10 protein-coding genes are annotated in these 15,134 nt (G+C 60.3%); 1 reads left to right on the top strand and 9 read right to left on the bottom strand.

Features of this window, described 5'->3' with window-relative positions; genetic code table 11:
• Window positions 1-21 precede the first annotated feature (21 nt).
• The 9 genes from ACP7BN_RS05215 to ACP7BN_RS05255 all read right to left on the bottom strand — a co-directional run bounded on the left by ACP7BN_RS05215 (window position 22) and on the right by ACP7BN_RS05255 (window position 11,620).
• Window positions 22-1,557, bottom strand: coding sequence for an MFS transporter (locus tag ACP7BN_RS05215; protein WP_426202179.1), 1,536 nt, complete (start codon window positions 1,555-1,557; stop codon window positions 22-24).
• A gap of 110 nt (window positions 1,558-1,667) precedes the next feature.
• Complete coding sequence (locus ACP7BN_RS05220; RefSeq protein ID WP_426202181.1) at window positions 1,668-2,585, bottom strand: LysR family transcriptional regulator; 918 nt, start codon at window positions 2,583-2,585, stop codon at window positions 1,668-1,670.
• Between the two features lie 58 nt (window positions 2,586-2,643).
• The gene (locus ACP7BN_RS05225) at window positions 2,644-3,510 is read right to left on the bottom strand and encodes an ABC transporter permease (RefSeq protein ID WP_426202183.1); all 867 of its coding nucleotides are present in this window, start codon (window positions 3,508-3,510) and stop codon (window positions 2,644-2,646) included.
• A gap of 17 nt (window positions 3,511-3,527) precedes the next feature.
• Window positions 3,528-4,388, bottom strand: coding sequence for an ABC transporter ATP-binding protein (locus ACP7BN_RS05230; protein WP_426202185.1), 861 nt, complete (start codon window positions 4,386-4,388; stop codon window positions 3,528-3,530).
• A 5-nt stretch (window positions 4,389-4,393) separates the two neighbouring features.
• On the bottom strand, window positions 4,394-5,419 hold the full coding sequence (locus tag ACP7BN_RS05235) for an ABC transporter substrate-binding protein (protein WP_426202187.1): 1,026 nt from the start codon (window positions 5,417-5,419) through the stop codon (window positions 4,394-4,396).
• A gap of 18 nt (window positions 5,420-5,437) precedes the next feature.
• Complete coding sequence (locus tag ACP7BN_RS05240; RefSeq protein ID WP_426202189.1) at window positions 5,438-6,334, bottom strand: TauD/TfdA dioxygenase family protein; 897 nt, start codon at window positions 6,332-6,334, stop codon at window positions 5,438-5,440.
• A gap of 386 nt (window positions 6,335-6,720) precedes the next feature.
• The gene (locus ACP7BN_RS05245) at window positions 6,721-8,088 is read right to left on the bottom strand and encodes an HlyD family type I secretion periplasmic adaptor subunit (protein ID WP_420651006.1); all 1,368 of its coding nucleotides are present in this window, start codon (window positions 8,086-8,088) and stop codon (window positions 6,721-6,723) included.
• The gene (locus tag ACP7BN_RS05250) at window positions 8,078-10,234 is read right to left on the bottom strand and encodes a type I secretion system permease/ATPase (protein WP_420651007.1); all 2,157 of its coding nucleotides are present in this window, start codon (window positions 10,232-10,234) and stop codon (window positions 8,078-8,080) included. Before ACP7BN_RS05250 ends, ACP7BN_RS05245 begins: the two co-directional genes overlap by 11 nt.
• A 33-nt stretch (window positions 10,235-10,267) precedes the next feature.
• On the bottom strand, window positions 10,268-11,620 hold the full coding sequence (locus tag ACP7BN_RS05255) for a TolC family outer membrane protein (protein WP_426202192.1): 1,353 nt from the start codon (window positions 11,618-11,620) through the stop codon (window positions 10,268-10,270).
• Between the two features lie 359 nt (window positions 11,621-11,979).
• Between ACP7BN_RS05255 and ACP7BN_RS05260 the strand changes: the two genes are divergently transcribed.
• Window positions 11,980-15,134, top strand: a 3,155-nt coding sequence (locus ACP7BN_RS05260; RefSeq protein WP_426202194.1) for a retention module-containing protein, incomplete at its 3' end; no start/stop codon positions are given.

A 15,134-nucleotide genomic window follows, 5' to 3' on the forward strand; every position in this document is an offset into this window, starting at 1 on the left:
ACCTTCTGTTTCGTGAAGCAATCAAGTCGGCGCGCGAGGCGGGAACATCCGCGTCGGCAGCCAGAAAATCAGCAGAATCAGCGCCAGTGCCACGCCGCTCATGCACAAGTAGAGATCCGAAGAAGTCAGCACCACGGCTTGTTCGTGCAAGCGATGGGCGAGACCGGCGTCTTGCGCGGCCAGCGGCGAGTTGCCGAGACGATCGACCAGCATCGTCGAATGGAAATGCAGCCGCGCTGTGGTCAGCGTTTCGATTACCCCGGTGGCGATCACGGCCGCCATGCCTCTGATAGTGTTGAACCACGCCGAGGCGAACGGCCCTTCCATCGGCGAGATGCTGCCGGTGGCGAGCATCAATAGCGGCAGCACCGACATCGGCTGACCGAAAATCTGCAGCCATTGCAGGACATAGAAATTGTCGCGAATCCATACCGAAGTAATCTGCGAACCGCCGAAGCACGACAACGCGAGCATGCTCAAACCAATCCCGAGCACCCAGCGGCAATCGATCCAGCGCAAGTTGCACAGCGCCGCCACCAGCGGCAGCGCGATCAGTTGCGGGAGCGCTGCCAGCAGCATGATCGGCGCGGTCTGCACCGGGCGATAACCCTGCACTTGCGCCAGATAACTCGACGGAATCACCACCACCGCCGACAGCACCACCAACACTCCCGCTAGCGTCATCAGCGAGAACGACAGATTACGAATGCCGAGCATCTGCAACTTGAAGAATGGAATCGGCTGCGACCATTCATTGATCAGAAACGCCACCAGCAACAACGACCCTGCGCCGAGCAAGCCGCAGATCAGATCCGATTGAAACCAGTCCAGCCGATTGCCCTGCAAGATGCCGATCACCAGCATGCAGATTGCCGGGAAGCCCAGCAGCAAACCCTTCCAGTTGAATGCCTTGAAGCGCTCCAGGCGCAGCGGATCCTGCGGGAGGCCGTAGGCGACCATCGCCGCGCCGATCAGGCACGGCGCGATGATTTGCCAGAACGTCCACTGCCAGCCGACGTATTCGGTCCACATCCCGGCCAGCGGCGTGCCGAGGCCGGGGCCGAAAGTTGCGGTCAGGGCGTAGCCGGCCAGTCCGTAAAGTTTGACGTTGGCCGGTAGAAAACGCAGGGCCACGGTCATCAGCATCGGCGGCAACGCGCCGCCGGCCAAGCCTTGCAGGGTGCGCATCAGCAACAGGCTTTCGTAGTTCGGCGCGAACGGGCAGAGCACGCCGAGCACGGTGAATGCGGCGATGGCGCACAGGGTGAAACGCCGTAGCGAGAAGGTCACTGAGCACCAAGGTGCAAAAGCCATCGCCGCCACCGAAGTCGCGGTGTAGCTGGCGACCAGCCAGGTGCCGTCGTCGTAGCCGATGCTCAGCGCGCCGCGAATGTCGGCCAGGGCAATCTTGGTCACCGCCTCGTTGAGGCCCGAGACCAACACCACCAACAGCACGCCGACCAGACCGATGATGATCCGCGCGCCGAATATCGGCGGCGCGGTCGCTTTGGCCGGAGCGGCAGCGGCAAGCGGCGCCGTGACCGTCAGGGATGTCATGGGGAAGCAAACTCCGGAATGAAAAATACCGGAGCATTTTAGTAAGGCTTATTGCTGACGAAAATTGACTTATTGGAAGTTTATAAGTGCGTCAGACGCAATTGTTGAGATCAGGGCTGTGCTTCCAGCCAGGTTTCATCGCAGCAACTCTTGAGGGTTTCGCGCAGCCAGCGGTGTGCCGGGTCTTTGTCGAAGCGCGGATGCCAGGCTTGGGTAAGCATCAGGGTCGGCAGAGGAATCGGCAAGTCGAACGAACGCAGCTTCAGTCCGAGTCGACGCACACTCAGCAACGCCTCCTTTGGCACCGGCAGGATCAGGTCGGAATCTGGAAGGGCGAACATTGCCGCATGAAAACTCGGCGCGATGACGGCCACTCGACGCTCCAGACCCAAAGCGTTCAGCGCCGTGTCGATAGGGCCACGCGCGATGCCTCGGCGCGACATGCTGATGTGGGAAAACCCGGCGTAACGTTCGGCGGTGATTTCGCCATTGAGCAACGGGTGATCCTCGCGCACCAAACCGACGAAGTGCGTGGCGAACAGGTTTTGCACCTTCACCTCCGGCATCACCGGTCGAGTATTGCTGACGTTCAGGTCGATTCGCCCTTCGCGCAATGCCTCGTCGTCACCATCGCCTTCCGGGACGAAGCGCAATTCGCAGTGCGGGGCTTGTCGCTCAAGGGTGACGAACAGCTTGCCGCCATACACGCCGACGAAAAAATCGTTGGCGCGAATGCTGAAGCGACGGCGCAAAGTGCCCAACTCCACGGCATCGGCCGAGCGGAACAACAGCGCGGCTTGCTCAACCAGATCGCGCACTTGCTCACGCAACTCCAGCGCTTTCGGGGTTGGCACCAAGCCGCGGCCGGCGCGCACCAGGATCGGATCGCCGATGGCTTCGCGGATTCGCGTCAGCGTGCGACTCATGGCCGCCGGGCTGAGATTCATGCGCCGCGCTGCGCCGATCACGCTGCCCTCGTCGAGCAAGGCGTCGAGGGCGACCAACAGGTTCATGTCCGGGAGTTGCATGTTGAGCACTCATCGCCGATCAGGATTAATCTGCACGCAATGCTAGCAGATCAAACCATCAGCGCTGCATGCCCCAACGTTTCACGGTGATTCGCTCAAGGGTGTCGAACACCAGATTTTCCACTAGTAAGCCAATCAGGATCACGACGGCCAACCCGGCAAACACTTTATCGGTGTACAGCTCATTGCGATTCTGGAAGATGTACCAACCCAGCCCGCCCTTGCCGCTGGTCGCGCCGAACACCAACTCGGCTGCAATCAAGGTGCGCCAGGCAAACGCCCAGCCGATCTTCAACCCGGCCAGAATCGATGGCAGCGCTGCCGGGATCAGGATGAACAGCACAAAGCGCATGCCCTTCAAGCCGTAGTTACGTCCCGCCATGCGCAAGGTTTCCGAGACGCCGAGAAAACCCGCGTAGGTATTCAACGCCAGCGCCCACAGCACCGAATGCACCAGCACAAAAATCAGGCTGTTCTGCCCGAGTCCGAACCACAGCAACGCCAACGGCAGCAGGGCAATCGCCGGCAGCGGGTTGAACATCGACGTCAGCGTGCTGAGCAGATCGCGGCCAAACTGGGTCGAAACCGCCAGCGTCGTCAGGGCAAACGCCAGCACGATGCCGATCAAGTAACCCTTGAGCAGCACCACCAGCGAAATCCACACCTTGCCCAGCAATTCGCCACTGAGCAAACCGTCGTACAACGCATGGCTTGTCTGAATAAAACTCGGTAGCAGCAAATCGTTGTTCTGCACCCGGGCAATCACTTCCCAGAGCACGGCGAGCAACATCAGGATCAGACTTTTGCGCAACCAGCCCTGCTGCCACAGCCGTTGGCCAAGCGGCAACTCGCGCTCCACCGGCACACTGGTCAGCGGCTGCAGATCGATTTCAAATTCTTCACGAACGGATGATGAATGGCTCATCGGGCAATCCTCCAGGCTCAATAAGCGATGCGAATGTCGCTGAAATCCAGTTCGCGCTCAGCTTCCCGCGCCTGACCTTCGTCGAACAACAACCGATGAATACGCCGCGCCGATTCCTGAAAAGCCAGACCGCCGAGGCTTTGCAAGTCGTATTGATGGCTGTGCACTTCGGCCTTCACCCGGCCCGGATGTGGTGACAGCAACAAGATGCGATTGCCGACCACCAACGCTTCTTCAATCGAATGCGTGACGAACAACAGGGTGAAGCGCACCTCTTCCCAGAGCAGCAGCAACTCTTCCTGCATCTTGCGTCGGGTCAGCGCATCCAGCGCGGCGAACGGCTCGTCCATCAGCAGGATTTTTGGCTGCATGGCCAACGCGCGGGCAATCGCTACCCGCGCTTTCATGCCGCCGGACAAGGTGTGCGGATAGGCGTCGGCGAACGCCGCCAGCCCGACTTTTTCCAGGTAATGCAGCGCACGCTCTTCGGCTTCTTTTTTGTTCAAGGTGCGCGAAGCGAGCAGCGGAAACATTACGTTCTGTTTGACGGTTTTCCACGGCGGCAGTTGATCGAATTCCTGAAACACCACGATCCGGTCCGGCCCCGGCGCGTCGACGCGCTGGCCCTGCAGACGGATCTCGCCCTCGCACGGCGCGATGAACCCGGCGACAGCTTTGAGCAAGGTGGACTTGCCACAACCGGACGGCCCGAGCAGCACGAAGCGATCCTGCTGATCGACATCGAAACTGACCTGATGCGTAGCGCGCACCACGCGTTGCGGCGTGCGGTATTCCAGACTGACGTGATCAACCGCCAACAGCGCCTGCGCCGTGGTGATCGGGTTGCTGGCCGCGTGGCCTGGCAAAGGAGCGTTCATCGCGGTCAGCTCCCTTGCAGCGGTTTGGCGTCCTGGAAGAAGTAGTCCTTCCACGATTCAGGTTTGTTCTTGATCGCGCCGACGCGGTAGAGAAATTCGGCCAGTGGATAAGTATTTTTCGGGGTGACGCTGAATTCGAACTGCGGGTTATCGATGATTTTCAGCAACGCGGCACGGTCGATTTTGGCTTTGGTCACGCGGATGTAAGTATCCGCTGCTGCGCCTTTATCGTTCTGCGAAAATTGCGCAGCTTCGGTCAGCGCTTCAACGAAGGCTTTGTAGGTTTTCGGGTTCTCTTCGCGGAATTTCTCGGTAGCGAACAGCACCGTCGGCGAGTTCGGGCCGAGCAGGTCGTAGGTGTTCAGCACCACGTGCACATTGGGATTTTCCAGCGCCTGATCCTGGAACGGCGGGTTGGAGAAATGCCCGGTCAGTTCGGTACCGCCGGCAATCAACGCAGCGGTGGCGTCGGGGTGCGGCAACGCGATGGTGTACTTGTCGAGGCGATTGAATTCCTTGTCACCCCACTGCTTGGCGGCCGCGTATTGCAGGAAACGCGACTGCACCGACACCCCGACCGCCGGCAGCGCAATCCGGTCTTTCTCGGTGAAGTCGGCAATGGTTTTGACCTTGGGATTGTTGCTCACCAGGTAGTAAGGGAAGTTGCCCAGCGAGGCCACGGCTTTGACGTTCTGCTTGCCGTGGGTGCGATCCCAGATCGTCAGCAGCGGGCCGACCCCGGCGCCGGCTATATCGATCGAACCGGAGAGCAACGCATCGTTGACCGCCGCGCCACCCGACAGCTGTGTCCAGTCGACCTTGATGTCGAGGCCTTCCTGCTTGCCGTACTTCTCGATCAGTCCTTGATCACGCACCACGTTGAGTAACAGATAAACAATGCCGAACTGCTCGGCGATACGGATTTCACCTTCGGCGTGAGCCACGGACGGCGCGACCAGGCTGCTGGCAATCAGGCTGAAACCGAGGCCGATGGCAGCCGCCAGCGGTGCGAATGGAAGACGTTTGGACATGATCGAATCTCCGGCAAATCAGAAAGGCGCGTCGCCCTGAATGGTGGTGCGATACAGCATGCGGCGCAGGTGCGCGGGGCAGCCGGCGGCAAGGTGAATCAGCGAGCGGTTGTCCCAGAACACCAGGTCGTGCGGCTGCCATTGATGGCGATAGATGTTCTGCGGCAACACGCTGTGGGCGTAGAGCTCGGCGAGCAGTTGCTGACTTTCGTCCTCCGGCAGGCCGACGATGCGCGTGGTAAAGCCTTCGCTGACGAACAGCGCCTTGCGGCCGTTTTCCGGATGAGTGCGAACGATCGGATGCACCACTTCCGCGACCTGCGCGAGTTGCTCCGGGGTCAGGGTCGGGCGCCAATTACCTTCGAATTTTGTTTCGCTGTAGCGCGCGGTGTAGGAATGCGCAGCCGAGCGACCTTCGACGGCTTTGCGCAGCGCTTCTGGCAGGTTATCCCAGGCTTTGTGCATGTCGGCGAACAGCGTGTCGCCACCCTCGGACGGCAACTCTTGCGCGTGCAGCATCGAGCCGAGGCTCGGCAGCTCTTTATAGGAAAGGTCGGAGTGCCAGAACTTGCCGGCGTCGCCGAGGCCGATGTTCTGGCCGTTCTCGACGATATTGGAAACGATGAGGATTTCCGGGTGATTGGCCAACAAGAACTGCTTGAGCACATGGATCTGCAACACACCGAAACGGCGGCTGAAATCAATTTGTTGCTGCGGGGTGATGCGCTGATCGCGGAACACCACGACATGATGATCGAGGTGCGCACGATGAATGCGCGCGAAGTCCTGGTCGTTGACCGGACGGGTCAGGTCGAGGCCGATGATTTCGGCGCCGACCGCGCCGCTGAACGGGCGAATCTCGAGGGTTTGCGGCGCGAGGGTCGCGGCGCTTGGGGTAGCAGTAGCTGCGGACATCAATCAATCTCCCACGCACGGCACGCTCAAAGGCGCGCGCGTCGATCAGAAACTCACGCTGGGTTGCGTGTTGGTTCGTGTCGTGCGGCGCGCCGATTGGTCGGCAGGTACGCAGGGAAATGACTTTATAGATATAAGAAGTGGTTTTTAAATACTGTTAACGAATAACGATATGGCAATTGCTTAGGTATGGACTGGATGGTGAGTGACTATTTGTGTCACTTACTGACAGGGATGTGGTGTTCAAACTGACGCCATCGCTGGCAAGTCGAATCGTCGCACCGCAGCTCCCACAGGGCTCTCTTGTGGAACACGATTATGTGTTCGACGCAAAAACCTGTGGGAGCTGGCTTGCCAGCGATGAGGCCAGAAAGGCCAATGCAGATCTAGCGCTCGTGCAGCGCCTCAGCCCGCGCGCGGATGATCGGTTTGAGCAGGTAGCTCAGCACGGTCTTCTTGCCGGTGATGATGTCCACCGATGCCACCATCCCCGGGATGATCAGCAACGGCTTCTCGTCAGTCCCCAAGTGGCTCCGATCAGTACGCAGCTTGATGATGTAGTACGTGGTTTTCTTGTCTTCATCGGTGATGGTGTCGGCGCCGATCTGCTCGAGCTTGGCTTTCAGACCGCCATAAATCGTGTAGTCATACGCGGTGAATTTCACCGTGGCTTCCTGGCCCGGATGCAGGAACGCGATGTCCTGCGGACGGATTTTCGCCTCGACCAGCAAGGTGTCATCCAGCGGGACGATTTCCAGCAAGTCGCTGCCCGGCTGGATCACGCCGCCGATGGTGTTGACCAGCATCTTGTTGACGATCCCGCGTACTGGCGAGGTAACCAGCGTCCGGCTGACCCGGTCTTCCAGCGCTTTGCCGGTGGCCTGGGCCTTGTTCAGATCGGTGCGCGCTTCGTTGAGTTGAGTCAGGGCTTCGCTGCGGAATTTGCCGCGCGTCTCGTCGACCTTGCGCTGCACTTCCTTGATCGCCGACTCGGCACGCGGAATTGCCAGCGTGGTGGCGTCGAGCTGACCACGGGTTTCCACTTCGGCACGCTTGAGGCGCAGCACTTCAACCGGGGAGACCGCGCCCTGCGCCACCAGCGGCTCGGACATGTTGATTTCCTGACGCTGCAAGCTCAGTTGCTGACGGTATTGCGCCTGCTTGGAGCTGAACTCGCGCAGCTCTTGCTGACGCTGAATCAACTGCTCCTGCAAACCGCCAATCTCGTCGTGCAACTGCTGGCGACGGCTGATGTACAGCGACTCTTCGCTTTTCGCCTGGCCGGGCACGGCTTTGACCACGTCTTCAGGGAAACTCAGCGGACGGTCATCGACCTCGGCGCTCAAGCGCTCGACGCGCAGCAACATCGACTGTCGATCAGCCTCGGTTTCGCCGACGTTGGAGGCGAAACGTGTGTCGTCCAGACGAATCAACGGTGCGCCGGCCTCGACGATCTGGCCTTCCTTGACGAACAGTTCCGATACAATCCCGCCCTCAAGGTTCTGGATTTTTTGGATCTTCGACGATGGAATCGCCTTGCCGTCGCCCTTGGTCACTTCGTCGATCACGGCGAAGTTGGCCCACAGCATCAGAAACACGAAGAAACCGATGATTGCCCAAATCGTCAGCCGCACCACGCGTGGCGCATCTTCGATCAAGGCCTTGTTGACCTCGGGCAGCGGCTGGCCCTGCAACGACGCCGAGCCTTTGAAGTAGCGACGGATCGAATCCTTGAAACCCGACTTAAGCAACACTGATCTGCCCCTTCTTCAACGCTTCCATCACCGCGGCTTTCGGGCCGTCGGCGAGAATCTGCCCGCGATCGATCACCAGCAGGCGATCCACCAGCGACAGCAGCGAAGCACGGTGCGTCACCAGCACCACGGTCTTGTTTTCAATCACGGCCGCGAGGCGTTGTTTGAGGCGTTCTTCGCCAGTGTTGTCCATGGCGCTGGTCGGCTCATCCATCAACAGGATCGGCGGATTGAGCAACAGCGCCCGCGCCAGGGCAACGTTCTGGCGCTGGCCGCCGGACAGGTTCTGCCCGCGCTCGCCGACTTGCAGCTCGTAGCCTTGCGGATGCAGACGGGCGAATTCATGCACGCCAGCCAATTCGGCGGCTTGCAGCACCAGCTCGTCTTCAACGTAACGCGCGCCGGAAACCAGGTTGTCGCGCAACGTGCCAGCGAGCAGCTGGATATCCTGCGGCACGTAGCCAATGTTGTAGCGCAGCTCGCTGACGTCGATCTGGCGGATGTCCACACCATCGACCAGCAATGCGCCGTCATCCGGCTGATACAGACCAACCAGCAGTTTGGCCAAAGAGCTTTTGCCTGAACCGCTGCGGCCGATGATGCCGATCTTCTCGCCGGGACGGATCACCAGGTTGATGTTCTTCAGCGCCGGGTTTTGCTGCTCGGGATAGGTGAAGTTGAGCTGGCGGCATTCGATGGCGCCTTGCAGAACCTTGCGGCTCAGCGGGCGTTCTTCGAAATTGCGTTCCTGCGGCAGCTCCATCATCTGATCGACCGAAGTCATGGTCACGCGGGCTTGCTGGTAACGGGTCAACAGACCGGATAGCGAGGCCAACGGACTCAGAGCGCGGCCGCTGAGCATGTAGCAGGCGATCAGACCGCCCATGCTCAGGTTGCCGGCGATGATCTGGTACACGCCGAAGACGATCATGATCACCCCGGCCAGTTGCTGGATCAGCAGGGTGATGTTCATCGCCAGACCGGAAAGCATTTTCACCCGCAGCTCGAGGCGGCTGAGGGTGCCGATGGTCTGTTCCCACTGGTACTGACGTTCACTTTCAGCGTTGTTGACCTTGACTGCGTCGAGACCGGCGAGGGTTTCGATCAGGCTCGACTGGCGCTCGGCGCCAAGCGCCATGGTGCGTTCCATGGTCGCGACCAGCGGCTTCTGCAACGCGTAGCCGATCAGCAGGGCAATCGGGAACGCCAGCACCGGGATCCACACCAGATGCCCGCCGAGAATCGCGATGACAATGAAGATCAGGATGGTGAACGGCAGGTCGATCAGGCTGGTCAGGGTCAGCGAGGCGAGGAAGTCGCGCAGGCTCTGAAACTCATGGATGTTCTGCGCGAAGCTGCCGACCCGCGCCGGACGGTACTTCATCGACATGCCGACAATGCGTTCGAACAGCGTGGCGGAGATGATCAGGTCGGTTTTCTTGCCGGCCAGATCCAGGCACAGACTGCGCAGGCTCTTGAGGATCAGGTCGAACATGTACGCGCCGGTGATGCCCAGCGCCAGCACCCACAGGGTTGCTTCGGCCTGGTTCGGTACCACGCGGTCGTAGACGTTCATCACGAACAGCGGCGCGGCCATGGCGATGATGTTGATCAGGAAACTGGCGGCGATGGCGTCGACATACAGCCAGCGCGAACGCTTGAGGGTGTCGCGAAACCACGAACGCGCGCGCGGGATCAGCGTGCCGTGGTTGACGTCGAATTTGTGCTGCGGCTGGGCGAAGAACACTTTGCCGAGGTAATCGTCGGCCAGCAGTTCGCGGTTGACCAAGGATTCGCCGCCATCGCTTTCGCTGAGCAGCACCCGAGCTTCGTTTTCACCCTGCCAGCCGAGCAGTACGGCACTGCGGCCATCCTTGAGCAACAACAGCGCGGGCATCGCAATCGCCGGAATTTCTTCCAGTTTGCGTTGCAGCACCCGCCCTTGCAGGCCGGCGCGCGCCGCTGCACGCGGCAGCAGCTCGACACTCAGGCGTTGTTTGGGCAGCGGCAGGCCGGTGGTGAGCATCGCCGCGCTGGCGGGTTTCTGGTGCAGCATGCAAAGAGCGAGCAGACCATCCAGTAAAGGATCGTCGTGCAACGCGCGTGGATCATGACTGAGATTAACTCGACTGACTTCTGATTCCACGCTCGGCACTCTTAACTGTTGAAAGGGGACAACTCAATTCATCCCAGGCAGTTGAACCTTGGGCTTCACGTCGTTCTGCACAACGGATGCCAATGGCGCGACCACTCCTTGGCTTTTGAGTAACTCGCCCATGGTCGCCTTGATTCGGTACTGAGTAAATAACTGAATGTTCTGGATTTCGGCCAGACGGCGCGAAGCGGTGAACAGTTCGTTTTCACTGTCGAGCAAATCCAGCAGGGTGCGCTCGCCGAGGCTGAACTGACGCTGGTACGCGGTACGCACCGAGGTGCTGTGATCGACGTACTGCTGCGCGATCGGCACTTGGGCGTTGGCGTTGTTCAAGGCGTTCCAGGCCAGACCAAGTTCTTCGTTCAACTGGCGCAAAGCGTTGTTGCGGATGTCCAGCGCCTGATTCGCCAGGTAGGACTTGGATTCCAGATCAGCCTTGTTGCTGCCACCCGAATACAGGTTGAAACGCATGCGCAGCATGGCCTGCCATTCATTGTTGTGACCGTTCTGGCCGTCGAGGTCGTTGTCGGCAGAGCGGCCCAGTTCGGCATCGAAACGTGGGTAGAAGGTCGATTTGGCGGTGGCGTACTGCTTTTCGGCGGCGGCGATATCGGACTCGGCCGAGCGCAGGATCGGGCTGTTTTCCAGCATTTGCGCACGCGCTTCATTCAGGTTGGCTGGCAACATCGCCATAAATGGAGCCGGGCGCTCAAGTTGGTCAGGCATCTGGCCAACGGCGCTGAGAAAGTTGGTTTCCGAGTCGGCGAGGTTAGTCTGCTCGGTGATCAGGTTGTTGCGCGCCTGGGCCATGCGCGCTTCGGCCTGATCGAGGTCAGCGCCGCTGCCGACACCGCGCTGGGTGCGCAACTGGATCTGGTCGTAGATGCGCTGATGGCTCTTGAGGTTTTCTTCGGCCAGACGCACGAACTCGCGGCGCGTCAGCACGTCGAGGTAAACCTGGGCCACGGTCAGCCCGGTGCGCTCGGAGGTGCCGAGCAGGGAGTAGGCACGGGAGTTAACGGTGGCTTGTTGACGCCCTACTTCACTCGACGTCGCAAAACCGTCAAAAATCATTTGCGAGAGACGCAAACTTGACTCGCTGCGGTTCAGAGTTTCCCAGTGGTTGCTGTTTCCACCCGAGCGGGTCGTGACGCTGTCGGTGCCTTCACGGCCATAACCGCCGAGCAGATCGACCTTCGGCAGGTATCCACCTTTGGCCGCTCTTAACTGATAATCCGCAGCCAAACGACTGTTGACCCCGGCCTGGATTTCCGGATGGACATCCATTGCCTGTTGCATGGCTTCTGGTAGGGATTGTGCTTGTACGAAAGAGGCGGCGAGGACGAAAGGTAGAGCCTTGAACAGTTGCGAACGCATGGTAAATGTTTCCCAGAACTTCTTGTCGTGAATCACAGCAAATAAGGGTGCTGCGTCGGATGATGGCAACCGGAATGACCGTATGTCGGAAAGTTTAAATTCGGAACTGGATCACATGCTGTAGGACAGGTCGCCGCTTAAATATCAATGTGACATTAGTGGGACGATTGTTTAGGATGGCACCCATAAGGTCAATAGTTTGGCATAAACTTAATCGCGAAAAAAATATAGCCAGATTATTGACGCAAATCAGCGTCAATCTTGTTTCGCACATTTTAAAAGTACGTCCAGACTGAATTGGCAAAGGCGCCCGTCAGCCTATGGAAGTCAACTGAACGTGATACCCCGGAGAGTCTTCAATGAGCAGTGTTGTTGCCATCGTCAAAAGCATTGTCGGTCAGGTTTTCGTGGTGTCCCCAGAGGGCATCCGCCGCATTCTCGTTGAAGGCGACAAGCTATACGCTGGCGATCGAATCGACACCGGCGTATCCGGCGCCGTGTCGCTGGAACTGGCCGATGGCCGCACGCTCGATCTGGGCCGTGACACGCAGTGGAGCGCTGACGCTCCGGCCTCCAGCACCGATCTGGCAGAGGCCACCGCGCAAGCCGCGCCGTCGGTTGCTGAACTGCAGCAAGCCATCGCCGCCGGTGTCGACCCGACGACCGCGCTTGAAGCCACCGCTGCCGGCGCGACCGCCGCAGGCACTGGCGGTGCCGCCGGTGGTGGCCACAGCTTCGTGATGCTCGATGCAACCGCTGGCCGCGTCGATCCAACCATTGGTTTCCCGACCGCGGGTATCAACTCGGCCGGCCAGGCTGCGCTGGACATTACCGGCGGCCAGACCACCGACACCACCACCAACGCTGTGCGTGAGTCGACCCTGAGCCTCAGTGCCACGCCGACCATCACCGAAGCCGGCGGCGTGCTGGCGTACACCGCAACTCTGACTCAGGCGCCGCTGACCGACCTGACCATCACCCTGTCCAACGGCGCGGTGATCGTGATCCCGGCCGGCTCCACCACCGGCACCGTCAACGTCCCCTTGGCGCCGAACGACACCGTTTATAACGACCCGACCCAGATCGACGTGACCGTCACCGGCACCACGGGCGGCAATGGCATTACCGTGACCCCGCCGACCACTCCGGCCGTGACTCAGGTCACCGACACCACCGACACCACCACCGTCACTCTGACCGCTGGCAACAGCGTCACGGAAGGTGGCCAGATCACCTACACCGCGACATTGACCAACCCGGCGCAGACGCCGGTCACCGTCACGCTGTCGAACGGTTCGACCATCACCATTGGCGCCGGCCAGACCACCGGCACTGTCAACGTGCCGACGCCGGCGAATGACGTTTACAACAATGGCAGCACCGTCAGCACCACGATCACCGGCGCTACCGGCGGCAACTTTGAACAGTTGACCCCTGACCCGACGCCGGCCGTGACCACGATTGTCGATTCGGTCGACACCACCACCGTCACCCTGACCGCTGGCAACAGCGTCGTCGAAGGCGGTCAGATCACCTATACCGCGACCCTGACCAACCCGGCGCAGACGCCGGTGACCGTCACGCTGTCGAACGGTTCGACCATCACCATTGGCGCCGGTCAAACCACTGGCACTGTCAACGTACCGACGCCAGCGAATGACGTTTACAACAACGGCAGCACCGTCAGCACCACGATCACTTCCGCCACTGGCGGCAACTTCGAAAACCTGGTGCCAAATCCGGCGCCAGCGACCACCACCATTACCGACTCGATCGACAACACCGGGCTGACCCTCACTGCCACCGGGACCGTCGTCGAGGGTGGTCAGATCACCTACACCGCAACCTTGACCAACGTTGCGCAGACTCCGGTAACCGTGACCTTGAGCAACGGCTCGGTCATCACCATCGAAGCCGGGAAAACCACTGGCAGCGTCAACGTACCGACTGCGGCCAATGACGTTTACAACAACGGCAGCACCGTTAGCACCACGATCACTTCCGCCACCGGCGGCAATTTCGAAAACCTGGTACCTAACCCGGCCCCAGCGACCACCACCATCACCGATTCGAAAGACGACACTGGCCTGAGCTTGTCGGCATCGAGCGACGTGGCGGAAGGCGGTTCGATCGTTTACACCGCGACCCTGACCAATCCGGCTGGCACCCCAGTCACTGTGACGTTGAGCAACGGCGCGGTGATCACCATCGCCGCTGGCGCGACCACCGGCACCGTGAGCGTTCCAGCCCCGGCCGATGACGTCTACAAAGACGCTGGCAAAGTCGAAGCGACCATTTCGACGGCCACCGGTGGCAACTTCGAAAACCTGGTAACTGACCCGACGCCTGCGGTGACCAACGTTGCCGACACCATCGACACCTCGACCGTCAGCCTGACCGCCACCCCAACCGTGGCTGAAGGCGGCAACGTGGTCTACACCGCGTCCGTGACTGCACCGGTTACCGGTTCGCCAGTGGTCGTGACGCTGTCCAACGGCCAGACCATCACCATTCCGGTCGGCGCCAGCAGCGCCTCGGTGACCTTCGTTGCGCCTAACGATGCACTGGCCGGCGGCAGCTCTCTGAGCGTCAAGATCGACGACGCCAAGGGCGGCAACTACGAAAATCTGGCAGTGGATGGCAAACCGGCGGACACATCGGTGACCGACGTCGTCGACACCACCAACCTGTCGCTGAGCGCGACCGGTTCCGTGGCTGAGGGTGGCTCGATTGTCTATACGGCCACCCTGACCAACCCGGCTGGCACGCCGCTGAATATCACCCTCAGCAACGGCGCGGTCATCACCATCGAAGCCGGTAAAACAACTGGTACCGTGACTGTTCCGGCGCCTGCCGATGACGTATACAAAGACGCCGGCAAGGTGGAAGTCACGATCACCAATACCTCCGGTGGCAACTTCGAGAACCTGGTGCCGAGCACCGTTCCGGCTGTTACCGAAGTCACTGACACCATCGACACTTCGACGGTGAAGCTGACTGCCGATACAACTGTGGCTGAAGGTGGCACCGTCACTTACACCGCGACTGTCGGTGCGCCAGTAACCGGTTCGCCGGTTACAGTGACTTTGGCCAACGGCTCGACCATCACCATTGAAGTCGGCAAGACCACCGGCACCGTCACCACCGTCGCGCCGAACGACGCGCTGACCGGTCAGGCATCGCTGACCAACTCGATCACTGACGTGACGGGTGGCAACTTCGAGAACCTCGTAGCCGACAAAACTCCGGTGAGCACCACGGTCACCGACACCGTCGACACCACCAACCTGTCGCTCAGCGCCACTGGTTCCGTGGCCGAGGGTGGCCAGATCACCTACACCGCGACACTGACCAACGCTGCTGGCTCGCCAGTGACCGTAACTTTGTCGAACGGCGCTGTGATCACTATCGACGCCGGCAAAACCACCGGCACCGTGACCGTTCCTGCGCCTGCCGATGACGTCTACAAAGACGCAGGCAAAGTCGAAGCGACCATTACCGGCGCAACCGGTGG

Origin of the sequence: Pseudomonas sp. TWP3-1, assembly GCF_049896625.1 — a bacterium.
Classification (GTDB): Bacteria; Pseudomonadota; Gammaproteobacteria; order Pseudomonadales; family Pseudomonadaceae; genus Aquipseudomonas.